Annotated in this window: 23 protein-coding genes; 15 read left to right on the top strand and 8 right to left on the bottom strand. The window is 75.5% G+C overall.

The features are described from left to right. Nucleotides 1-11: 11 nt before the first annotated feature. The 6 genes from mltG to EDC57_RS09075 are packed head-to-tail and all read left to right on the top strand — an operon-like array spanning nt 12 to nt 4,280. Complete coding sequence (mltG, locus tag EDC57_RS09100; RefSeq protein ID WP_245995205.1) at nt 12-1,031, top strand: endolytic transglycosylase MltG; 1,020 nt, start codon at nt 12-14, stop codon at nt 1,029-1,031. Further along, complete coding sequence (gene tmk / locus EDC57_RS09095) at nt 1,028-1,657, top strand: dTMP kinase (RefSeq protein WP_123401544.1); 630 nt, start codon at nt 1,028-1,030, stop codon at nt 1,655-1,657. The genes mltG and tmk overlap by 4 nt, the downstream gene beginning before the upstream one ends. Further along, nucleotides 1,654-2,643: a DNA polymerase III subunit delta' C-terminal domain-containing protein gene (locus tag EDC57_RS09090; RefSeq protein ID WP_123401543.1), complete on the top strand. Its 990-nt coding sequence runs from the start codon at nt 1,654-1,656 to the stop codon at nt 2,641-2,643. The genes tmk and EDC57_RS09090 overlap by 4 nt, the downstream gene beginning before the upstream one ends. A 13-nt stretch (nt 2,644-2,656) precedes the next feature. Further along, nucleotides 2,657-2,998: a PilZ domain-containing protein gene (locus tag EDC57_RS09085; protein WP_123401542.1), complete on the top strand. Its 342-nt coding sequence runs from the start codon at nt 2,657-2,659 to the stop codon at nt 2,996-2,998. An 8-nt stretch (nt 2,999-3,006) separates the two neighbouring features. Continuing rightward, entirely contained in the window at nt 3,007-3,783 is a 777-nt protein-coding gene (locus EDC57_RS09080) for a TatD family hydrolase (protein ID WP_123401541.1), read from the top strand. A 17-nt stretch (nt 3,784-3,800) separates the two neighbouring features. Further along, nucleotides 3,801-4,280 carry a DUF1249 domain-containing protein gene (locus EDC57_RS09075; RefSeq protein WP_245995204.1) on the top strand — a complete coding sequence of 160 codons (480 nt, stop codon included), beginning with the start codon at nt 3,801-3,803 and terminating at the stop codon, nt 4,278-4,280. Here the strand turns inward: EDC57_RS09075 and EDC57_RS09070 are convergent. From EDC57_RS09070 to EDC57_RS09055, 4 genes are read right to left on the bottom strand one after another with little or no spacing between them, the layout of a single operon-like run. Then, complete coding sequence (locus EDC57_RS09070; protein WP_123401539.1) at nt 4,211-5,569, bottom strand: multiheme c-type cytochrome; 1,359 nt, start codon at nt 5,567-5,569, stop codon at nt 4,211-4,213. The genes EDC57_RS09075 and EDC57_RS09070 overlap by 70 nt on opposite strands. Further along, nucleotides 5,566-6,198, bottom strand: a complete 633-nt coding sequence (hflD, locus tag EDC57_RS09065; protein ID WP_123401538.1) for a high frequency lysogenization protein HflD — start codon at nt 6,196-6,198, stop codon at nt 5,566-5,568. Before hflD ends, EDC57_RS09070 begins: the two co-directional genes overlap by 4 nt. Nucleotides 6,199-6,205: 7 nt before the next feature. Beyond that, nucleotides 6,206-7,300 (bottom strand): tRNA 2-thiouridine(34) synthase MnmA, encoded by a 1,095-nt coding sequence (gene mnmA / locus EDC57_RS09060; RefSeq protein ID WP_123401537.1) that lies wholly within the window; start codon nt 7,298-7,300, stop codon nt 6,206-6,208. A gap of 2 nt (nt 7,301-7,302) precedes the next feature. Beyond that, nucleotides 7,303-7,752, bottom strand: a complete 450-nt coding sequence (locus tag EDC57_RS09055) for an NUDIX hydrolase (RefSeq protein WP_123401536.1) — start codon at nt 7,750-7,752, stop codon at nt 7,303-7,305. A 134-nt stretch (nt 7,753-7,886) separates the two neighbouring features. Here EDC57_RS09055 and icd point away from each other — a divergent pair, with 134 nt between their 5' ends. From icd to clpA, 3 genes are all read left to right on the top strand, one after another. Then, nucleotides 7,887-9,143, top strand: a complete 1,257-nt coding sequence (gene icd / locus EDC57_RS09050; RefSeq protein ID WP_211331946.1) for an NADP-dependent isocitrate dehydrogenase — start codon at nt 7,887-7,889, stop codon at nt 9,141-9,143. Between the two features lie 280 nt (nt 9,144-9,423). Beyond that, nucleotides 9,424-9,741, top strand: a complete 318-nt coding sequence (gene clpS / locus EDC57_RS09045) for an ATP-dependent Clp protease adapter ClpS (RefSeq protein WP_123401874.1) — start codon at nt 9,424-9,426, stop codon at nt 9,739-9,741. Between the two features lie 22 nt (nt 9,742-9,763). Then, the gene (clpA, locus tag EDC57_RS09040; protein ID WP_123401534.1) at nt 9,764-12,022 is read left to right on the top strand and encodes an ATP-dependent Clp protease ATP-binding subunit ClpA; all 2,259 of its coding nucleotides are present in this window, start codon (nt 9,764-9,766) and stop codon (nt 12,020-12,022) included. Nucleotides 12,023-12,067: 45 nt separating this feature from the next. On the opposite strand, the gene infA is transcribed toward clpA, so the two are convergent. From infA to aat, 3 genes are all read right to left on the bottom strand, one after another. Continuing rightward, complete coding sequence (infA, locus tag EDC57_RS09035) at nt 12,068-12,286, bottom strand: translation initiation factor IF-1 (protein ID WP_123401533.1); 219 nt, start codon at nt 12,284-12,286, stop codon at nt 12,068-12,070. Between the two features lie 74 nt (nt 12,287-12,360). Further along, a complete protein-coding gene (locus tag EDC57_RS09030) occupies nt 12,361-13,113 on the bottom strand; it encodes an arginyltransferase (protein WP_245995202.1) in 753 nt (250 codons plus the stop codon). Next, nucleotides 13,110-13,802, bottom strand: coding sequence for a leucyl/phenylalanyl-tRNA--protein transferase (gene aat, locus EDC57_RS09025; protein WP_123401532.1), 693 nt, complete (start codon nt 13,800-13,802; stop codon nt 13,110-13,112). The genes EDC57_RS09030 and aat overlap by 4 nt, the downstream gene beginning before the upstream one ends. A 108-nt stretch (nt 13,803-13,910) precedes the next feature. On the opposite strand from aat, the gene EDC57_RS09020 reads away from it, so the two are divergent. Together EDC57_RS09020 and EDC57_RS09015 are read left to right on the top strand one after the other, a co-directional pair. Then, nucleotides 13,911-15,353 carry an HDOD domain-containing protein gene (locus tag EDC57_RS09020; protein ID WP_123401531.1) on the top strand — a complete coding sequence of 481 codons (1,443 nt, stop codon included), beginning with the start codon at nt 13,911-13,913 and terminating at the stop codon, nt 15,351-15,353. A gap of 67 nt (nt 15,354-15,420) precedes the next feature. After that, nucleotides 15,421-16,122, top strand: coding sequence for an LOG family protein (locus tag EDC57_RS09015; RefSeq protein ID WP_123401530.1), 702 nt, complete (start codon nt 15,421-15,423; stop codon nt 16,120-16,122). Here the strand turns inward: EDC57_RS09015 and EDC57_RS09010 are convergent. Beyond that, nucleotides 16,109-17,671, bottom strand: coding sequence for a bifunctional aminoglycoside phosphotransferase/ATP-binding protein (locus EDC57_RS09010; RefSeq protein ID WP_123401529.1), 1,563 nt, complete (start codon nt 17,669-17,671; stop codon nt 16,109-16,111). The two genes, EDC57_RS09015 and EDC57_RS09010, sit on opposite strands and share 14 nt — an antisense overlap. Before the next feature lie 83 nt (nt 17,672-17,754). Here EDC57_RS09010 and EDC57_RS09005 point away from each other — a divergent pair, with 83 nt between their 5' ends. The 4 genes from EDC57_RS09005 to EDC57_RS08990 are packed head-to-tail and all read left to right on the top strand — an operon-like array spanning nt 17,755 to nt 21,672. Continuing rightward, nucleotides 17,755-18,261 (top strand): hypothetical protein, encoded by a 507-nt coding sequence (locus tag EDC57_RS09005; protein WP_123401528.1) that lies wholly within the window; start codon nt 17,755-17,757, stop codon nt 18,259-18,261. Nucleotides 18,262-18,272: 11 nt separating this feature from the next. Beyond that, nucleotides 18,273-20,177: a DNA repair helicase YoaA gene (gene yoaA / locus EDC57_RS09000; protein WP_123401872.1), complete on the top strand. Its 1,905-nt coding sequence runs from the start codon at nt 18,273-18,275 to the stop codon at nt 20,175-20,177. Beyond that, nucleotides 20,177-20,854, top strand: a complete 678-nt coding sequence (tsaB, locus tag EDC57_RS08995; RefSeq protein ID WP_123401527.1) for a tRNA (adenosine(37)-N6)-threonylcarbamoyltransferase complex dimerization subunit type 1 TsaB — start codon at nt 20,177-20,179, stop codon at nt 20,852-20,854. Before yoaA ends, tsaB begins: the two co-directional genes overlap by 1 nt. Beyond that, nucleotides 20,851-21,672 carry a hypothetical protein gene (locus EDC57_RS08990; RefSeq protein ID WP_123401526.1) on the top strand — a complete coding sequence of 274 codons (822 nt, stop codon included), beginning with the start codon at nt 20,851-20,853 and terminating at the stop codon, nt 21,670-21,672. Before tsaB ends, EDC57_RS08990 begins: the two co-directional genes overlap by 4 nt. The last annotated feature ends 36 nt before the right edge of the window (nt 21,673-21,708 follow it).

The following is a 21,708-nucleotide window of genomic DNA, read 5'->3' as shown; positions in this document are numbered from 1 at the left end:
GCGGGGCGGGCATGATGGCCCCGCGGCCGCCCCTCCACCGCCTGCTGGGCCTCCTGGTGCTGGCGGCGAGCCTCGGCGGGGGGTGGCTGCTGTGGGACTACCGGGTCGCCCTGGATCGGCCGCTGGCGGTGCCGCCCGCGGGCCTGACCCTGGAGGTGGCCCCGGGCGAGAGCCTGCGCAGCCTGGCGCGGCGGCTCGCCGCGGACGGGGTCCTGCACCGCCCCCTCTACCTCGTCGCCCACGCCCGCCTCGAGGGGGTCGCCACCCGCATCCAGGCCGGCGAGTACCAGATCCCGGCGGGTGAGACCCCGCGCACGCTGCTCGCGCGCCTGGTGGCGGGGCGCGTGGTCCAGCACCGGCTCACCCTCGTGGAGGGCTGGACCTTCGCCCAGGTGCGGGCCGCCCTCGAGGCCGAGCCCGCCCTGCGCCAGACCCTGCGCGGGCTGCCCGACGCCGAGGTCATGGCGCGCCTGGGCCGTCCGGGCGAGCACCCGGAGGGGCGCTTCTTCCCCGACACCTACCAGTTCCCGCGCGGCGGCACCGACCTCGACCTGCTGCGCCGGGCCTACGAGGCGATGGCGCGGCATCTCGCGCGCGAGTGGGCGGGGCGTGCGCCGGGGCTGCCCCTGGAGACGCCGTACCAGGCGCTGATCCTGGCCTCCATCGTGGAGAAGGAGACGGGTGTGGCGGCCGAGCGCCCCCTCATCGCGGGGGTCTTCATCCGCCGCCTGCAGCGCGGGATGCGCCTGCAGAGCGACCCGACGGTGATCTACGGCCTCGGCGCCGCCTTCGACGGCAACCTGCGCCGCGCCGACCTGCGCCGGGACACCCCCTACAACACCTACACCCGCGCCGGCCTGCCGCCGACCCCCATCGCCATGCCCGGGCTCGACGCCATCCGCGCGGTGCTGCATCCCGCCCCCGGGGACGCCCTCTACTTCGTCGCCCGCGGTGACGGCACCCACGTCTTCTCGGCCACCCTGGCCGAGCACCGGCGGGCGGTCGCCCGCTACCAGCGGGGCGGGCGATGAGGGGCCGCTTCATCACCCTGGAGGGCATCGAGGGGGCGGGCAAGAGCACCCTCATGGCCCACGTCCTCGCGCGGGTGGGCGCGCGGCACCCGGTGCACGGCACGCGCGAGCCCGGGGGCACCGCGCTCGGCGAGCGCATCCGCGCGCTCCTGCTCGCCCCGGGCGAGGCCCCCATGGACCCCACCGCCGAGCTGCTGCTCCTCTTCGCCGCCCGCGCCCAGCACCTCGCCGAGGTCATCCGCCCGGCGCTGGCCGCCGGCACCTGGGTCGTCTGCGACCGCTTCACCGATGCCACCTTCGCCTACCAGGGCGGCGGGCGCGGGCTCGAGACCGAGACCATCGCGGCGCTCGAGGGGCTGGTGCAGCGCGGGCTCGTGCCGGACCGCACGCTGCTGCTGGATCTGCCGGTGGCGCAGGGGCTTGCGCGGGTGGCGCGCCGCGGCGGCGCCGACCGCTTCGAGCGTGAGCGGGCGGCCTTCTTCGAGCGGGTGCGCGCGGCCTATCTGGCGCGGGCGCAGGCCGAGCCGGCGCGCTTCCGCGTCATCGACGCCTCGCGCCCACTGCCCGAGGTGCAGGCGCAGGTGGACGAGGCCCTCGCGGATCTCCTCGGGGAGGGGGCGCGGTGAGCGCGGCGACGTGGGGGCCGTGGCTCGACGCGCCATGGCGGCGCTTCGCCGCCGCCGTCGCCGCCGGGACCCTGCACCACGCCTGGCTGGTGACGGGGCCGGACGGAAGCGGCAAGGGGCTGCTCGCCGGGCGCATGGTGCAGGGGCTGCTCTGCCCGCAGGGGCCGGAACCGTGCGGGGCGTGCGAGGACTGCCGGATGGCCGCGGCCGGCGTCCATCCGGATCTCGTCCTGGCCGCGCCCGACGAGCCCGGCCGCGCCCTGCGGGTGGACACGGTGCGGGCGCTCGCCGCGCGGCTCGCCCTCACGGCGCGGCGCGGCGGGCGCAAGGTGGGCGTGATCGCGCCCGCCGAGGCCATGAACGCCGCCGCCGCCAACGCGCTGCTCAAGACCCTGGAGGAGCCGGTGCCGGGCACGGTGCTGATCCTCGTCTGCGCCCGCCCGGGACGGCTGCCGGCGACGGTGCGGAGCCGCTGCCTGCGGCTCGCCGCGGGGCCGGCGCCGGCGGCGCTCGCCCGCCCGTGGCTCGAGCGCGAGGGGGGCGCGGCCGCGGCGGCGCTGCTGGAGGCGGCCGAGGGCGCGCCCCTTGCGGCGCGCGCCCTCGCGGACCCGGAGGCGTTGGCGCTGCGGGATGCGGTGCTGGCGGACGTGACCGCGCTCGCCCGCGGGGGCGCCGACCCGGTGGCGTTGGCGGCGCGCTGGGCCGAGGGCCGGCCCGCGGAGCGGGTGCGGTGGCTGCGCCGCATCGGCGCCGATATGATACGGTGGACGGTATCGTGCGGGGCGGTGCGCCCCGCCGACGACGCCTACGCCCGGCGGCTCGCGGAGGCGGCGGCGCGTGCGGATGTGCGCCGGCTGTGGCGGCGGTGGGCCGAGGCCGGGCGCACGGCCCTGGAGCTCGAGGGTTCGGTCAACCGGCAGTTGGCGCTGGAGGCGCTGCTGCTCGGCTGGCGGCCCCGGGAGGAGGACGATGGCGGAACGGCCTGAGGGGGCGACGCGGATGCCGCCGAGGCAGGGCATCCTCTCGCTCACCATCAAGGACAAGAATGCCCTGTACGCGGCCTACATGCCCTTCGTCAAGAACGGCGGGCTCTTCATCCCCACCCAGCGGAGCTACCGGCTGGGCGACGAGGTCTTCATGCTCATCTCGCTCATGGACGAGGCGGAGAAGATCCCGGTGGCCGGGCGCGTGGTGTGGATCACGCCGCCCGGGGCCGAGGGCAACCGCGCCGCCGGCATCGGCGTGCAGTTCAGCGACCAGGACAACGGCCAGGCCCGCAACAAGATCGAGACCTACCTCGCCGGGGCCCTCCAGTCCGACCGGCCCACCCACACCATGTGAGGCATGGCATGGAGCTGGTGGACTCGCACTGCCATCTGGATCTCGTCGAGCGCGACCCGCAGGGCGACGCCATGGCCGGCCTCATCCGCGAGGCCGAGGCCGCGGGTGTTGCGGGGATGCTGGTGCCGGGCGTGTCCCTGGCCCGCTTCGAGCGCCAGGCGGCGGTGGCCGAGCGCTTCCCGCGCAACGTCGTGGTGGCGGCGGGGATGCACCCCAACGAGGCCCGCGGCGAGCCCGTGGACGAGGGCCTGCTGCGCGAGTACGCCTCCATCGACGGGGTCGTCGCCGTGGGCGAGACCGGGCTCGACTACTACCGCTGCGAGGGCGACCTCGCGTGGCAGCAGGCGCGCTTCCGGGCCCACATCCGCGTCGCCCGCGACACCGGCCGGCCCCTCATCGTCCACACCCGCGACGCCATGGAGGACACCCTGCGCATCCTCGAGGAGGAGGGCGCAGCCGAGGTGGGCGGGGTCATCCACTGCTTCACCGGCGACGCCGAGGAGGCCTGCCGGGCGGTGGAGCTGGGCTTCCACGTCTCCTTCTCGGGGATCATCACCTTCCCCAACGCGGTGGCGGTGCAGGAGGCGGCGCGGGCGGTGCCCCTGGATCGCATCCTGGTGGAGACCGATGCGCCGTTTCTGACCCCGGTGCCGCACCGCGGCCGCCCCAACCGCCCGGCCTACGTCCGCCTCGTCGCGGAGCGGCTGGCGGCGCTGCGCGGGCTGCCGCTGGAGGCCGTGGCGGCGGCCACCACCGCCAACTTCCGCCGTCTGTTCCGGGTCTGAGGCCGATGGTCTCCGCGGTGGCCCGTGCCTGCCCCGCCCTCGGCGACTACGCCCTCCAGCCGCCCGGGAGCTTCGCCGGCCTCATGGGCCTCTACGGCCACAACTGGCGCCAGCTCCTGGTGCTGGCGCCGGGGCTCGCCGAGCTCAGCGGGGTCCTGGTGGCCGAGGTGCCGGGCCTGCCGCCGCTCTACCTGCGGGTGCGCGAGCGCACGCCCTACACCACCCGGCTGCTGCTCACCCACCTCTTCCCGGAGGCCGACGGCTGGCGCGCCGATCCGGCGCTGCCGGTGCGGGTCTATCACGACGCGCGCCTGGCCGAGGTGGAGCCGCCGGGGCGGACCGCCCGCAACCCGCGCTGGGCCCTGGAGCAGCGCTGGCGGCTCAACCACTTCCTCGACCGCTGGCTCGCCTACAGCATCGCCAGCGGCTACCGCTTCGCGGCCGGCGCCGCGGTGGAGGCCGCGGCCGCCGAGCGGCTGGAGGCGGCGCTCGCCTGAGCGCGCTCCGCCTCGCGCCCGTGGGCGATGCGGGGCCAGTAGCGTGTGAAGTCGAACGAGGGGCTGTGCCCGCGGCTGTGGCAGCGCCGGCAGAGCGCGGCGCCGCCCGCGCCGACCCCGGCCGGGGGCGTGCGACCGCCGCTGGCGACGTGGGCGCGGGCGGCCCCGTGGCAGGATTCGCACTGCACCCCGGCGAGGTCCGGGGTCAGCTCCATGTCCACGAAGCCGCCGTCCTCGCCGAAGCCCACCGTGTGGCAGCCGACGCAGTTGGCGTCGAAGGCCTTCTGCACCGCCTCGAGATCCAGGTAGGCGCGGGCGTGGTCGCTGTCCGCCCAGCGGGCGTGGGCCGAGGCGTGGCAGCCGCGGCAGGCCTCGGCCCCGGCGTAGGGCGAGGCCTCGCCCGCGTAGCGGGCGCGCAGCGCCTTGCGGCGCCGGAAGTCGGCGCGCAGGGCCTCGGTGTAGGCGGCGTACCAGTCGGCGAGGGCGGGATCGTCCGGGACCGAGGGCGGCATGGCGATGACCTCGTGGCGCCAGGCGGTGATCCGGCGCTGCGGGTCCCATTCGAAGTCCAGGCGTCCGAGGCGCTGCCCCCGCGAGCCCGGCTGCAGGACGAGCACGCCCTCCACCTCGCGCGGCTCGCCGTAGCGCTCGTAGGCCGAGCGCACGATGAGGATGTCGGCCCGCCGCGCGGGCAGGCGGCGGAGGGCCTCCTCCGCGGTGAGGGTGGTGCCCAGGACGACGAGGGCGCCCTGCGCGCGCGCCTCGGCCATGGCCGCGGACAGCCCCGCGGGGTCGGTGTCGAGGGGCACCCGGCCCATGCCCGCGAGGCTGCCCCCCTCCGGCTCGACCCACTGGAAGTAGGCGAGCTCCAGGCCCCCGCGGCGGATGCGGCGGCCCTGCGCGAACTCGGTGCCGCGCCAGTTGCTGGCCACCCACGGCAGGGCCCCGGCGACGAAGCCGGGGCCGTAGGCGAGGTCCTTCCACTGCAGGCCCACGGCGTCGTAGCCCAGCCGGGCGAGCCCCTCGAGGATGTAGGCGCTGGTGATGCGGTCGGTGGCGCCGGCGGGATTGAACAGCCCGCCGCTGCTCACGAGGAACAGCCCGGGCGCCTCCCGGCGCAGGCGGCCGATCACGGTGGCGCGGCGCAGGAGACCGCCGAGGTCGCCCTCGGCGGTGCAGCCGCAGGGCTCGAGCTCGCCGTCCAGGTTGCCGGAGTAGATCAGGGTGTGGGCCGGCGCGGCGAGGCTCCAGGCGAGGGTGAGGAGCACGGTCAGGACGCGGATGCTCATGGCGTGGGGGCCTCCCGGTCGATGCGCTCGCGCAGCCGGCGGGCCGCGGCGGCGAGCCGGCGCTGGCCGAGCAGGAGCTGGAGGCGGCTGCCGCCGAGGCGGCGCCAGAGGAAGACCGCGCGCAGCCCGGCGAGGAGCAGGGCGCGGATGCGGTGGACGTTGTCGGGATGGGTCAGGTGCACGGCCTGGCCGTTGACGAGGATGCGGGGCCGGATGCGGCCCGCCGTCTCCTCGTAGGTGCCGGCGAGGCCCGCGATCACGTTGGTATGGGTGAGGCCGAAGAGCTCGGCCTGGCGCGCCCCGCGCTCGACCCCGGCGCGGATCGCAGCAAGCAGCGGCGGCTGCCGCCGCAGCCGCCGCTCCAGGTGCAGCAGCGCCACCACGTAGCGCGCCACCTCCATCTCGCGCGGTCCCCGCAGCTGCCGCGCAAGCTCCGCCAGCCCCAGGGCGACCCCTGCGGGGCCGCCGAAGGCGGTCTCGGCATCCGGCGCATCGAGGGTCAGGACGCTGCGCAGGCTGGCCTCCAGGGCGGTGCGCTCGGCGCGCCCGTGGCGGGCGATGTCGTGGACGAGGGCGGCGGCCTGGAAGACCCCCGCGAGCGCCAGCACCCGGGCCTCGTCGCGCTCCATCGCGGACTCAGGCCCCGGCGGCGCGCCGCGCCGCGGCGACGGTCTGCACGGCCTCGATCTCGGCACCGCCGAGGCAGGTCTCGCCCGCGTAGAGGACCGCGGCCTGCCCCGGCGCGGCCGCGCGCACCGGCCGCTCGAAGGCGATCTCCAGACGCCCGCCGTCGGCCTCGCGCACCCGCGCCGGCACCGCCGGGGCGCGATGGCGGATCTGCACCGCGAGCCGCGCCGGCAGCCGGGGCGGTTCGCCGGCGATCCAGTGGGCGGGGCCGGTGGAGAGGGCCGAGGCCAGCAGCAGCGGATGGTCGGCGCCCTGCACCACCACGAGGGCGTTGTCCTGCGGGCGCTTGGCGGCGACGTACCAGGGCGCGCCGCCCGCGCCCCGGCGCCCGCCGATGCCGAGCCTCTGGCGCTGGCCGATGGTGTAGAAGTGGAGCCCGCGGTGCTCGCCCACCACCGTCCCTTCGGGGGTGACCATGGGGCCGGGGCGCGGGGCGAGGTAGCGGCCGAGGAAGCCTGCGAAGTCGCGCTCGCCGATGAAGCAGATGCCGGTGCTGTCGGGGCGGTCGTGGTTGGGCAGGCCGGCCTCGCGGGCGAGGCGGCGCACCGCCGCCTTGTACATGCCGCCGAGGGGGAAGAGGGCGGCGGCGAGCTGCTCGCGGGTGAGCAGATGCAGGAAGTAGCTCTGGTCCTTGTCCCCGTCGAGGCCGCGCAGCAGCGACGGTCCCGGGCCGATGCGGGCGTAGTGCCCGGTGACCACCCGCTCGGCGCCGAGGCGCCGGGCGTGCGCGAGGAAGCGGCCGAACTTGATCTCGCGGTTGCAGAGCACGTCCGGGTTGGGGGTGCGGCCGGCGGCGTAGCCGGCGAGGAAGGGCGCGAAGACCTGGGCTCTGTACTCGCGCGAGAGGTCCACCACGTCGAGGTCGATGCCGAGGCGGTCGGCCACCGCGGCGGCGGCGACGAGGTCGTCGCCGGCGCTGCAGCTGCCGTCCTCCTCCACCCAGTTGCGCATGAAGACGGCGTGCACCTCGTGCCCGGCGCGCAGGGCGAGCAGGGCGGCCACCGCCGAGTCGACGCCGCCCGAGAGGCCGACCACGACCCGCATGCTCAGCCCTCGATGTCGCGAAGGAGCGTGAGCGGGTGGCGTGCGCCGCGCAGGTGGTCGTCGATGCAGGCGAGCACCAGCGGGCTGCGCAGCCGGTCGGCGGCGGCCGCGATCTCGTCGCGGCGCATCCAGACCGTGCGCAGGATCCCGGCGTCGAGGGGGCGGCGCGGGGCGTCGGTGTCGAGGCTGCCGGCGAAGGCCACGCGCAGGAAGGTGCGCCCGTTGCCGGGGTGGCGCCAGCGGTAGATGCCCACCACCGCCTCCGGCCGGAACGGCCACCCGGTCTCCTCCAGGGCCTCGCGCGCGGCGGCCGCCGCCAGCGGCTCCCCCTCGTCCAGGTGGCCGGCCGGCTGGTTCAGCACGCGCCGGCCCTCCGCCTCCTCCTCCACCAGGAGGAAGCGGCCCTCGCGCTCGATGACGGCGGCGACGGTGACGTGGGGGCACCAGCGCATGGCGCGAAACATACCACAGCGGCCGCGGGGAGGCGTGGCGCCACTGCGGGATTATGCCCATATAACGTTTGCTGATGGGCGGGCCGGTGATACAATCGCGGCCTTCCGGTTTTGGGCCACTTCGGAGAGCAGCGGTGAGCTACGACAAGATCCAGGTCCCCGCCGACGGGGAGCGCATCGGCGTCCGTGACGACTTCAGCCTCGAGGTGCCGGACCGGCCCGTCATCCCCTTCATCGAGGGCGACGGCATCGGCGTCGACATCACGCCGGTGATGCGCCGGGTGGTGGACGCGGCGGTGGAGAAGGCCTACGGCGGGCGGCGTGCCATCGCCTGGATGGAGATCTACGCCGGCGAGAAGGCCAACCGCGTCTACGGCGAGGGCGTGTGGCTGCCGGACGAGACCCTGGAGGCGGTGCGGGAGTTCGTGGTCTCCATCAAGGGGCCGCTGACCACCCCGGTGGGCGGCGGCATCCGCTCCCTCAACGTCGCCCTGCGCCAGGAGCTCGACCTCTACGTCTGCCTGCGTCCGGTGCGCTACTTCCGGGGCACCCCGAGCCCGCTGCGCGAGCCCGAGAAGACCGACATGGTGATCTTCCGCGAGAACTCGGAGGACATCTACGCGGGCATCGAGTGGCCGGCGGAGTCGCCTGAGGCGCGGCGGGTGATCGAGTTCCTGCGCACCGAGATGGGGGTGGAGAAGATCCGCTTCCCGCAGACCTCGGGCATCGGCATCAAGCCGGTCTCGCGCGAGGGCACCGAGCGGCTGGTGCGCAAGGCCATCCAGTATGCCATCGACAACGACCGCGCCTCGGTGACCCTGGTCCACAAGGGCAACATCATGAAGTTCACCGAGGGGGCCTTCCGCGACTGGGGCTACGCGCTGGCGCGGCGCGAGTTCGGCGCCGAGCCCATCGACGGCGGGCCGTGGTGCCGCTTCACCAACCCGCGGACCGGGCGCGAGATCGTGGTCAAGGACGTCATCGCCGACGCCTTCCTGCAGCAGATCCTGCTGCGTCCCGAGGACTACGACGTCATCGCCACCCTCAACCTCAACGGCGACTACATCTCGGACGCGCTGGCGGCGCAGGTGGGCGGCATCGGCATCGCCCCCGGGGCCAACCTCTCCGACAGCGTCGCCATGTTCGAGGCCACCCACGGCACCGCTCCCAAGTACGCGGGCCAGGACAAGGTCAACCCCTCGTCGCTGATCCTCTCGGCGGAGATGATGCTGCGCCACCTGGGCTGGACCGAGGCGGCCGACCTCGTCCTCCGCGGCGTCGGCGGGGCCATCGCGGCCAAGACGGTGACCTACGATCTTGCGCGCCTCATGGAGGGGGCGACCCAGGTGAGCTGCTCGGGCTTCGGCGAGGCCGTCATCGCCAACATGTAGGCCCCGGCGGCGGGCCCGAGGGGGCGCCGGGCGGCGCCCCCTCGGGCGGATGCGTATCCACCCCTCCACCCGTTTCGCCGCCGGTCCGTCCCTTCGTTCCCCACCGCGCGGCCGATCCTCGGCTCGTTTCGCGCGCCTTCTCCCACCCCGGCCGGAACCGGCGCCGGCCCCGGCCGCGCCGGGCGCGTCAACTTTCCGCCCCTGCGGCGGTCCAATGGCGAGGGAACCCGCCCCGCCCGGAGGGTTGGGCGGGAACCCGGTTGGGCTAAAATCGGTGGGCATGGAGCGGCGCAAGCACCAGGGCGACGAGGGCCTCGCCGTCCAGGAGGCCAAGCCGAAGCTCAAGCGGCCACCCCTCTACAAGGTGGTGCTGCTCAACGACGATTTCACGCCCATGGATTTCGTCGTCCACGTGCTGGAGGTGTTCTTCGGGATGAGCCGGGAGAAGGCGACGCAGGTGATGCTCCACGTGCACACGCGCGGCAAGGGCGTCTGCGGCGTCTTCACCTACGAGATCGCCGAGACCAAGGTGGCGCAGGTCAACGAGTACTCGCGCCGCCACCAGCACCCGTTGCTGTGCACCATGGAGGAGGCGTGAGCCGCCTCCGGAGTCGAGAACCATGCTGAGCAAGGAGCTGGAGCTGACCCTCAACCGGGCCTTCCGCGAGGCCCGGGAGAAGCGCCACGAGTTCCTCACGGTCGAGCACCTGCTCCTGGCGCTGCTCGACAACCCCACGGCGGCCGACGTCCTGCGCCACTGCGGCGCCGACATCGAGCGGCTGCGCGGCGAGCTGACCGAGTTCCTGGAGGAGACCACGCCGCTCATCGGCCCCGGCGACGAGCGCGAGACCCAGCCGACCCTGGGCTTCCAGCGGGTGCTCCAGCGCGCGGTCTTCCAGGTCCAGTCCTCGGGCAAGAAGGAGGTCACCGGCGCCAACGTGCTGGTGGCCATCTTCAGCGAGCAGAAGTCGCAGGCGGTCTACTTCCTCAGCCGCCAGAACATCACCCGCCTCGACGTCGTCAACTACATCGCCCACGGCATCTCCAAGGTCCACGGCGAGCAGGATCGGGAGGATACCCCGGGCGGCGACGAGGAGGGCGCCTCCGAGGGGGCGGCGCGGCCGCTGGAGCAGTACGCCACGAACCTCAACGAGCTCGCGCGCCAGGGCAAGATCGACCCCCTCATCGGGCGCCGCGCCGAGATCGAGCGCACCATCCAGATCCTCTGCCGGCGGCGCAAGAACAACCCCCTCCTGGTGGGCGAGGCCGGCGTCGGCAAGACCGCCATCGCCGAGGGGCTGGCGAAGATGATCGTCGACGGCGAGGTCCCGGAGGTGCTGCGCGGGAGCACGATCTACGCCCTCGACCTCGGCGGCCTGGTGGCCGGCACCAAGTACCGCGGCGACTTCGAGAAGCGCCTCAAGGGGGTGCTGGCCCAGCTGCGCAAGGACCCGGGGGCGATCCTGTTCATCGACGAGATCCACACCGTGATCGGCGCCGGCGCCGCCTCGGGCGGGGTCATGGACGCCTCCAATCTCATCAAGCCGCTGCTCGCCTCGGGCGAGATCCGCTGCATCGGCTCCACCACCTACCAGGAGTACCGCGGCATCTTCGAGAAGGACCGCGCGCTGGCGCGGCGCTTCCAGAAGATCGACATCGCCGAGCCCTCGGTGGAGGAGACGGTGCAGATCCTCAAGGGCCTGAAGCCGCGCTTCGAGGCCCACCACGGCGTGCGCTACACCCACCAGGCCCTGCGCGCGGCGGCCGAGCTCGCCCACCGCTACATCAACGACCGCCACCTGCCCGACAAGGCCATCGACGTCATCGACGAGGCCGGCGCCCGCCAGCACCTGCTGCCGCCGTCGCGCCGGCGCAAGGTGGTGGGGGTGCGCGAGATCGAGACCGTGGTCTCGCGCATCGCGCGCGTGCCGGCCAAGACCGTCACCACCTCGGACAAGGAGCTGCTGCGCAACCTCGAGCGCGATCTCAAGATGGTGATCTTCGGCCAGGACGAGGCCATCGAGACCCTGGCCAACGCCATCAAGATGTCCCGCTCGGGCCTCGGCAGCCAGGACCGCCCCATCGGCTCGTTCCTCTTTGCCGGGCCCACCGGGGTGGGCAAGACCGAGGTCACGCGCCAGCTCGCGCGCATCATGGGGGTGGAGCTGATCCGCTTCGACATGTCCGAGTACATGGAGCGGCACACGGTCTCGCGCCTGATCGGCGCGCCGCCGGGCTACGTGGGCTTCGACCAGGGCGGGCTGCTCACGGAGGCGGTGACCAAGCATCCGCACGCGGTGCTGCTGCTCGACGAGATCGAGAAGGCGCACCCGGACGTCTTCAACCTGCTGCTGCAGGTCATGGACCACGGCACCCTCACCGACAACAACGGGCGCCGGGCCGACTTCCGCAACGTCGTCCTGGTGATGACCACCAACGCCGGCGCCGAGCAGATGAGCCGCCGCTCCATCGGCTTCGCCGAGCAGGACCACAGTACCGACGGCATGGAGGCGATCCGCCGCCTCTTCACCCCCGAGTTCCGCAACCGCCTCGACGCCATCGTCCAGTTCCGGCCCCTCGGCCGGGAGCACGTGGCGCGGGTGGTGGACAAGTTCCTCTTCGAGCTCGAGGCCCAGCTCCAGGAGAAGGGGGTCACCATCGAGGTGGACGAGGCGGCGCGGGCGTGGCTCGCCGAGCACGGCTTCGACGAGAAGATGGGTGCCCGGCCCATGGCCCGCGTCATCCAGGAGCACATCAAGAGGCCGCTCGCCGAGGAGCTGCTCTTCGGCCGCCTGAGCGACGGCGGTCATGTGCGGGTGCGGGTCGAGGGCGAGGGGCTCGGCTTCGAGATCGAGGGTGCCGCGGCGGACGTGCACTGACACGCCCGCCGCCGCCGCGGCGCGGACGCCGGTGCCGGCGCGCGCTCAGCGCAGGCGGTAGACGATGCGGCCCTTGGTGAGGTCGTAGGGGGTGAGCTGCACCACCACGCGGTCGCCGGTCAGGATGCGGATGTAGTGCTTGCGCATCTTGCCCGAGATGTGGGCCGTGACCACGTGGCCGTTGTCGAGGCGGACGCGGAACATGGTGTTGGGCAGGGTCTCGATGACCTCGCCCTCGAGCTCGATGTGATCCTCCTTCGGCATGCCTCCTCCGTCGGCTGCGCCGGCAAGGCGCGCATTATAGGTTGCGCCGGCGGAGGCAGCCAAGGGCGGCGGGCTCAGCGCGGCCCGTCGCCGCCTCGGTCGGGCGCGAGCGGAACCCAGCCGCCGGGCCCGAGCCGCTCGAGGGGCCGGAAGCGCGCCTTGTAGCCCATCTTGGCGTGGCCCTCGATCCAGTAGCCGAGATAGACCCAGGGCAGGCCCTGCTCGCGGGCGAGGCGAAGCTGTTCCAGGATGGCGAGGGTGCCGAGGCCGCGCGGCGCCAGCGCCGGGTCGTAGTAGGTGTAGACGGCGGAGAGGGCGTCGGCGGTGCGGTCGGTCACCGCCACGGCGACGAGACGCCCCGCGAGGCGGAAGGCCAGCTCCACGGTCTCGGCCCAGGGGGCGAGCAGGAGCTCGCGGTACTCGGCGGCATCGGCGCAGGCCATGGTGCCGCCGGGATGGCGCCAGGCCAGGTAGCGGTTGTAGAGATCGAGGTGCTCGGCGTCCGCGGCCGCAGGGCCGAGGGTGCGCTGCAGGTCGCGGTTGCGCTCGAGGGTGCGCCGCGCCCAGCGGCGCGGGCGGAAGGTCCCGGCCGGGACCCGCACCGGGACGCAGGCGTCGCAGCCGAAGCAGTGCGGGCGGTAGAGGAAGGCGCCGCTGCGGCGGAAGCCGAGGGCGAGCAGCCGCCCGTAGCGCGCAGGCTCCAGCCCCGGGCCCGGGTCGGTGAAGAGGTGCGTGGCCTTGCGATCCGGCAGGTAGCCGCAGGGCTGCGGGCCGGAGAGGAAGAGCGGCGCGGGCAGCAGGGCCGCGAGCTCGGCGGGGCCGGTCACGGCAGGGCCTCCCAGGTGTCCGCGGGGGCCGGCAGCGCGCAGAAGCGCTCGAGCAGGGCCGTGAAGGCGCGCCGCGGGAGCGGCTCGGCGCCGAGCCGCAGCAGGTGCGCCGAGGCCACCTGGCAGTCGATGACGGGGAAGCCGCAGCGGTGCAGCCGCGCGGCGAGGCAGGCCAGCGCCACCTTGGACGCGTCCGGCCGGCGGCTGAACATGGACTCGCCGAAGAAGACGCGGCCGATGGCGACGCCGTAGAGACCGCCCACGAGGACGCCGTCCTCCCACACCTCCACCGAGTGGGCGTGGCCGAGGGCGTGGAGCCTCCGGTAGGCCTGCGCCATCTCGGGCGTGATCCAGGTGCCGTCCTGGCCCGGCCGGGGGGCGGCGCAGCCGGCGACGACGCCGGCGAAGTCGCGGTCCAGGCTCACCCGGTAGCGCCCCGAGCGCAGCCGCTTGCGCAGGCTGCGGCCGAGATGCAGCCGCTCCGGGAAGAGCACCAGGCGCGGGTCGGGCGACCACCACAAGATCGGTTCGCCGGGACCGTACCAGGGGAAGATGCCGCGGCGGTAGGCGGCGAGAAGGGTGGCCGGCGCGAGGTCGCCGCCGGCGGCGAGGAGGCCGTTGGGCTCGGCGAGCGCCCGCTCCACATCCGGAAACCGCACACCGCCGCCCGTGCCGAGCCAGGGAATCATCGCCGGATCCCTTGCAAAGCGCCCGCCCCTTGACCACGCTTGCCATGGTAGCGCAGGCGGGGTCCCCCGGGGGCGGGCCTGCGCGCGTGGCGGGAGGAACCGGGAGGTATGGTGGCCGCAGGCACGCCGCCGCAGTACCTGGCCCCGGCGGTGCAGGCGGAGCTCGACCGCCGCGACGTCGCCTACCGGGTGGTCGCCCGCGGTGGGGCGGGTCTGGCCGCGCTGGCCGAGGCGGGGCGCGTGCCGGCGGAGCGGGCGGTGCGGGCGGTGGTGCTGGCGGACCGCGCGGGCTGGCTGCTGGCGCTCCTCCCGGTGCAGTACCTGATCGATTTCCACGTCCTGCAGACGCGGCTCGGCCGCTGGCTCTCGCCGGTGCCGGCGGGTCTGGCCTCGGCGCGCTTCGGCGACTGCGATCCCGGCGTGGTGCCGACCCTGGGTGCGCCCTACGGGCTGCCCCTGCTGGTCGAGAGCTCGCTGCAGGGCGAGGAGGAGGTCTTCCTCGAGGGCGGGCGGCGCGGTGTGGTGATCGCGGTGAGCGGACCCGACTTCGCGCGGCTGACGGCCGAGGCGCAGGTGCTGCGCTTCGCCTGGCCGCCGCGGATCTTCCGGCGGATCGCGCAGGCTCAGCCGGGCCAGCGGGTCGCCGAGGTCGCCGACTTGCGGCCGGAGCGGCGGGTCGCGGCCCTGCTCGCCCGGGTGCGCGAGCTGCCGGCGATGCCCGAGATGGGGGCGCGGCTGCTGGCGCTGCGCCGCGATCCCAAGGCCAACGCCCGGGATCTCGCCGCGGTGGTGGAGCTCGATCCGAGCCTCGCCGCGCAGGTGATGCGCTACGCCCGCTCGCCCCTCTACGGCTACCGCGGCCGCATCGAGACCGTGCACGACGCGGTGGCCCGGGTGCTCGGCTTCGACTTCGTGCTCTCGCTGGCCCTCGGCCTCGCCCTCGGCCGGACCCTGCGGGCGCCGCGGGAGGGGCCGCTCGGGCTCGCCGCCCTGTGGCGCGGGGCGGTCTACACCGCGGGGCTGTGCCAGCTTCTCGCGCCGCTGCTGCCGGCCAAGATCCGGTTGCTTCCGGGGCTCGCCTACCTCGCGGGGCTGCTGCACAACTTCGGCATCCTGGTCTGGAGCGAGCTCCTGCGCCCGGAGTACTTCCTCATCCACCGCATGATGCAGGCGCGTCCCGAGGTGCCGCTGCCGGTCCTCGAGCGGGAGGTGCTCGGCATCGGCGAGGATGCGGCCTCGCACGAGCTCGCCCACGCCCGTCTCGGGGCGCGCCTGCTCGCCCAGTGGGGGTTGCCGGAGGAGGTGGTGGTGGCGGCGCGGGAGCATCACAACGAGGGCTATCGGGGCGAGCACGCGGTGGCGGCCAATCTCGTCCTCGCCGCCGCCTCGGCCCTGCGCCGGGAGGGGATCGGCGACGCCGCCGACCAGGAGCCGCCCCCGGCGGTGCTCACGGCCCTCGGGCTCGAGCGGGCCCAGGTCCTCGAGCAGGCGGCGCGCCTGCTCGCCGCCGCCCCCGAACTGGACGCCTTCGCGCGCAGCCTCGCCGCCTGAGCGGCTTGTCCCCCGCGGCCCCCGGGCGGTATAAGGCGCCCTTTGCCGCACCGGAGGGAACGTCGCCGTGGAGGACCTTCGCACCTCGGAGACCTGGCGCATCTTCCGCATCCAGGCGGAGCTGGTGGACGGGATCGAGACCCTCAGCGGCCTGGGGCCGGCGGTCACCATCTTCGGCGGCGCCCGCCTCCCCGAGGGCTCGCCCTACTACGAGGCCGCCGTGCGCGTGGCCGAGGGGCTCGCCCGCCACGGCTTCGCCGTCATCACCGGCGGCGGGCCCGGGATCATGGAGGCGGCCAACCGCGGCTGCTACGGCCACGGCGCCCGCTCGGTGGGGCTCAACATCGAGCTGCCCCACGAGCAGCGGCCCAATCCCTACCAGGACGTGCGCCTGCAGTTCCGCTACTTCTTCGTGCGCAAGCTCATGTTCGTGAAGTACGCCCTGGGCTTCGTCATCTTTCCGGGCGGCTTCGGCACCCTCGACGAGCTCTTCGAGGCCCTCACCCTGGTGCAGACGGGTAAGATCCGCCGCTTCCCCATCGTCCTCTACGGCGCCGACTATTGGGACGGGCTGCTGGGGTGGCTGCGCGGGCGGGTGCTGGCGCTCGGCTGCATCGACGCCCGCGACCTGGACCTGGTGGAGGTCATGGACGACCCGGACGCGGTGGTGGCCCGCCTGGTGGAGCACCACGGCGCGGCGAGCCGGCGCGGGCGGGGCGACCGGCGCCGTCCGCTGCCGCCCCTGGCCGGGAAGGTCAGCCGCGGGTGAGCTCCTCCACCGCGGCGGCGAGGGCGGCCACGTCCACCGCGCGGTGGCCGTCGAGGTCGATGACGCGGTCGGCCTCGTCGGCGTGGGGCGGCTCGAGGGTGCGCAGCTGCGCCGCCAGCACCTCCAGGTCGGCGTCGGAGGCGTCGTGGCCCGAGCGGGCGCGCCGCGCGACGCGGCTGCGCAGGACCTCGGGCGGGGCGTGGAAGGCGAGGATCACGAAGGGGCAGCCGGCGGCCGCGGCCACCTCCCGCAGCCCCGCCCGCTGCGCGCGCGACAGCGCCGCGGCGTCCACCACCACGGGGAAGCGCGCCTCCAGGCCCATGGCGGCGATCTCGGCGAGGCGGGCGTAGGTGCGCCGGCTCGCCTCCGGGGTGTAGATCCCCTCGCCCGGGGCCGCCGCCGCGCGCTCCGTGGGGGCGAGGCCGAAGAGGCGCTTGCGCTCGACGTCGGAGCGCACCCGCACCGCCCCCAGGGCGGGCGCCAGCCGTCGCGCCCAGTGGCTCTTGCCGGCGCCGGAGGGGCCGCAGCAGAGGACGAGGGCGGGCCTGCGGCCCCGCGCGAGGGCGTCGGCGAGGTCGAGATAGGCCACGGCCCGCTCCTCGAGGGCGGCGGCCTCCGCCGGGGCCTGGGCAGCGCGGATGAGGGTCACCTTGGCGCGGACGTTGGCCCGGTAGGCCATGTAGTAGCGCAGCAGCCGCAGCGCCTCCCAGTCCCCGCCCGCCTCCAGGTAGGCGTCGAGGAAGACGGTGGCGAGGTCGGGGCGCCCGCGGTCGTGCAGATCCATGACCGGGAAGGCGAGGTCGGAGGCGGTGTCGATCCAGCGGAAGTCGTCGTTGAACTCGATGGCGTCGAAGACCCGCACCCGCCCGTCCACCCGCGCCATGTTGCCGAGGTGGATGTCGCCGTGGCACTCGCGCACACGCCCGTCCCGCCGCCGCGCCTCCATCACCGGCGCAAGGCGCGCGTAGGCGTCCTCGGCCCAGGCCTCCAGGCGGTCGAGGCGCTGGCGCACCGCCGCCGCCTGGCTCAGCCGTCGCATGTGGGCGAAGTTGTCGCGGACCGGGGCGTGGACCGTCTCCGGGCGGCCGAAGCGGGAGGCGGGATCCGCCACCGCCGCCCGCGCGTGGAAGCGCGCGATGTCGGCCGCCGCCTGCTCCAGCTCCGCGGGCGCGAGGGCGCCGCGGGCGAGCAGCCGGTCGAGGAGCGCCTCCTGGTCGAAGCGCCGCATCACGAGGGCGTACTCGATGGGCGTCCCCTCGCCGCCGAGGCGCGGGGCCTGCGGCGTGCCGGTGATGGGGATCACCGCCAGGTAGAGCTCCGGGGCGAGGCGGCGGTTGAGGCGCAGCTCCTCCTCGCAGAAGCGGCGGCGGCGCTCCAAGGTCGTGAAGTCGAGGAAGCCGAGATCCACCGGCTTCTTGACCTTGTAGGCGCGGTCGCCGGCGAGGAAGACCCAGGAGATGTGGGTCTCCACCAGCTCCACGCGGTCGACGCCGCCGCCGTAGGTCTGCGGCCGCAGCAGGGCCTCGACGAGTGGGGGTCTCTCCTGCATGGGGCGCAAACATACCACGGCGCGGCGGCGGCGGTCGCGCCGCGGTCGGGTACAATCGGGGCGGGCGGGAGCGGGGCGGCGTGATGGGCGTCTATCGGGTCGACGAGCTGATGGAGCAGGCGCGGCGGCTTGCCGCCGACTACCGGCGCGCCACCGGGCGGGCCCTGCCGGGGGTCAGCGCCGAGCTTGCGGTGCACGATGCGGTCCGCCTCCTGGGCCTCGAGCCGGGGCCCGCCGGCGCGGGCTGGGACGCGGAGGGCACCGGCGAGCGCGCGGGGGTGCGCTACCAGGTCAAGGGCCGCGCCATCCTCAACGAGGCCCGGCGCGACCACCGCATCGGCGAGCTGCGCCTCGGCCGCGACGACTGGGACGCGGTGCTGCTGGTGCTCATGGACGAGGACTACCACCCCACCGAGATCTGGGAGGCGGCGCGGGCGGACGTCGAGGCGGCGGTGGCGGAGGCGGCCGCGAGCGGCCGGCGGCGGCGGGGGGCGCTCTCGGTGGCGCGCTTCCGCAACATCGGCGAGCTCGTCTGGACGCGCGAGACCGGGCGCATGGGGGAGGTGTGGGACAACCGCTCGGCGCCGTGACACCGGCCGGCATGGCGGCGCTCTTCGCACCCGACGGCCCCCTGGCCGGGGCTGTTGCGGGTTTCGCGCCGCGGCCCGGGCAGGTGGAGATGGCCGAGGCGGTGGCGGCGGCGCTGCACGCGGGCGGCACCCTGCTCTGCGAGGCCGGCACCGGCACCGGCAAGACCCTGGCCTATCTCGTGCCCGCCGTCGAGAGCGGGCGGCGGGTGCTGGTCTCCACCGGCACCCGCGCGCTGCAGGAGCAGGTCTTCCGCCACGAGCTTCCGCGTGTGCTGCGGGCGCTCGGGCGCGGCGCGCGGGTGACGCTGCTCAAGGGCCGGGCCAACTACCTCTGCCCGCATCGGGCCGCCGTCGCCCTCGCGGAGCGGCACTTCCTCGACCGCGAGGGGGCCGAGGCCCTGGCCGCCATCGAGGGCTGGGCCGCCCGTACCCGCGAGGGGGACATCGCCGAGGTGGTGGGGGTGGCGGAGGACCACCCGCTGTGGGCGCGGGTGACCTCCACCGCCGACAACTGCCTCGGCGGGGACTGCCCGGAGCTTGGGCGCTGCTTCGTGCAGCAGGCCCGCCGGCGGGCGCAGCAGGCCGACCTGGTGGTGACCAACCACCACCTCGTGGCCTCGGATCTCGCCCTGCGCCGCGAGGGCGTTGCCGACCTGCTGCCCGAGGTGGACGGCTGCATCGTCGACGAGGCGCACCAGTTCCCCGACGTGGTGGCGGAGCGGCTGGGGCAGGCGGTGTCGGGGCGGCAGCTCGCGGAGCTGGCGCGCGACGCGCGCGGCGAGGCGGTGCGCGAGGCTCCCGGCGAGGGCGAGGTGGAGGCCTGGGCGGGGCGGCTCGAGGCGCAGGCGCGGGCGGCCGCGGCGCGGCTTGCCGGGCGCGGGCGCATGGCCTGGGAGGATGCGCTGGCGACGGGGTTCGGCGAGGACCTGGACGCCCTCGGCGAGACCCTGCGCGGCCTCGCCGCGGTGCTGGAGGCGGCGGCGGACCGCGGTCCGGGGCTTGCGCGCTGCAGCGAGCGGGCGCGGCGGCTGGCGGGGCTCGTCGAGGGGCTGCTCGCGCCGGACGAGGGGGATGCGGTGCGCTGGGTGGAGACCCGGGCCGGCTTCGTCTGCCACCGCACCCCGGTGGCGGCAGGCTCGGTGCTGGCGCCGCTGGCGGCGGCGCTGGCCCCGGCCTGGGTGTTCACCTCCGCCACCCTCACCGTGGACGGCGGCTTCGCCCACTTCGCCGGCCGCCTCGGGCTCGAGGACTACGAGGCCCGGATCTGGCCGAGCCCCTACGACCACGCCCGCCAGGCCCTGCTCTGCGTCCCCGAGGGGATGCCGGATCCGGGGCGCGATCCCGCGGGGCACACCGAGGCGGTGGTGGCGGTGGCGCAGCGGGTGATCGAGGCCGCGGGCGGGCGCACCTTCGTGCTCTTCACCAGCCACCGGGCGCTGCGGCAGGCGGCGGCGCGGCTGCAGGCGCGGGTGCGCCATCCGGTGCTGGTCCAGGGGGACGGGCCGCGGGCGCGGCTCGTGGAGCGTTTCCGCGAGCTGGGCGATGCGGTGCTGCTGGGCACCAGCACCTTCTGGGAGGGGGTGGATGTCAGGGGGCCGGCCCTGTCGGCGGTGGTTATCGACCGCCTGCCCTTCGCCTCCCCCGAGGATCCCCTGGTCCAGGCGCGCGCCCGGGCGCTCGCGCGGGCCGGCGAGGACCCCTTCCGCGCCCTCCATCTGCCGCGGGCGGTGATCGCCCTCCGCCAGGGGGTCGGGCGACTGGTCCGCGATCCCGCCGACCGCGGCGTGCTGGTGATCTGCGACCCGCGCCTGCTGACGCGCGGCTACGGGCGGGTGTTCCTGCGCAGCCTGCCGCCGATGCCGCGCACGCGCGCGCTCGCGGAAGTGGAGGCCTTCCTCGCGCGAGAGGGGGCGTGATGCGGCTGCTGGCGCTGGAGGGCGCCACCGAGGTCCTCTCGGTGGCCCTGTGGGAGGACGGCGAGGTGGCGGTGCGGCGGGTGGCGGGGCCGCGCGAGCACGCCCGCCGCCTGCTCGTGCTCTGCGATGCGCTGCTCGCGGAGGCAGGGTGGCGGCCGGCCGATCTCGACGGCCTCGCCGTGGGCCGCGGGCCGGGCGCCTTCACCGGCGTGCGGGTGGCGGTGGCGGCGGCGCAGGGGATCGCCTTCGGCCTCGACCGGCCGGTGGCGGCGGTCTCCACCCTTGCGGCGCTGGCCCGGGGCGCGGCGCGGCGGCATCGCACCGGGCGGGTGCTCGCCGCGCTGGATGCCCGCATGGGCGAGGTCTACTGGGGGGCGTTCGAGGTCGGCGGGGACGGCGGCGTGACGCCGGCCGGCCCCGAACGGGTGGGCCCGCCCCGGGCGGTGCCGCCGCCCCCGGGGGCAGGCTGGCTCGGCGCCGGGCCCGGCTGGGCGGTGTGGGGCGAGGTGCTGGCGGCGGTGTGCGGCGGCGCCGTGCACGCGCAGGATCCGCAGGCGCTGCCCGATGCCTGCGACGTGGCGGCGCTGGGGGCGCGCATCCTCGCCGCCGGTGGCGGCGTGGCCCCCGAGGCGCTGGTGCCGGTATACCTTCGCGACCGGGTGGCGAGCCCGCCGTGAGGGGGCGCGGGGCGGGCGCGGGTCGGGCCCTGGGCGCGGCGCTCGCGGCGTCGCTGCTCGCGGCGCCCGCGCCGGCGGCGAAGCCGCCGGCGGGGCGGGTGTCGCTGGAGGCGGCCGCCGGCGCCTTCGTCTGGCGCGAGGAGGACGCGCACGGCCGCCGCATCCTCGAGGAGCGCGGACCGGTCCTCTCCCTGGCCCTGGTGCACGACAACCTGGGGCGGGGGGCGCCGGGGCTCATCTTTCACGCGCGGGCGGCGCTCTGGGGGGGCGAGGTGGACTACGACGGCGAGACCCAGGACGGCACGCCCCTGGTCACCCGCACCGGCTACCGCGGCTGGGAGGTGGCGTACGGGATCGGGCGGCGCGCGGCGCCGGGTCCGCGTCTGCGGCTGGATCTGATGGCGACGGCGGGCTACGCGGGCTGGCGGCGGCGGCTCGGCGACGGCGTCGACGCGCGGGGTCGCAGCGCGGTGGGCTACGTGGAGCGCTACCGCGTGCCCTGGGTCCGCCTCGCCGCCGGGGTGGGTGTCCCCGGCGGGCCGTGGCTGCGTCTTGGGCTGCGGCGGGATCTGGAGGTGGCGGAGACGGTGGGGTCCCCCTTCGACGTGCGCCTTGCGCCGAGGCCGCGGACGGTCCCCTTCGTCGGCCTGGAGCTTGCGCCGGCGGGCGGCCGGACGGCGCTGCGCCTCTCGTGGGAGGGGCGGCGGTGGGATGCCTCGGCCCCTGCCGCGAGTGGGGTCGGCCCGGTGTTCCAGCCGCGGGTGGAGGGCGGGGTCTGGGTGCTCGCCCTGCGCCGCCGCCTCGGCCCCGCACCCTGATCCGGGTTCAGCGCCGGTTCATGGGCGGGGGCGCAT

Origin of the sequence: Inmirania thermothiophila (assembly GCF_003751635.1) — a bacterium.
Taxonomy (GTDB): domain Bacteria; phylum Pseudomonadota; class Gammaproteobacteria; order DSM-100275; family DSM-100275; genus Inmirania; species Inmirania thermothiophila.
This window is presented reverse-complemented; position numbering and strand designations above follow the sequence as displayed.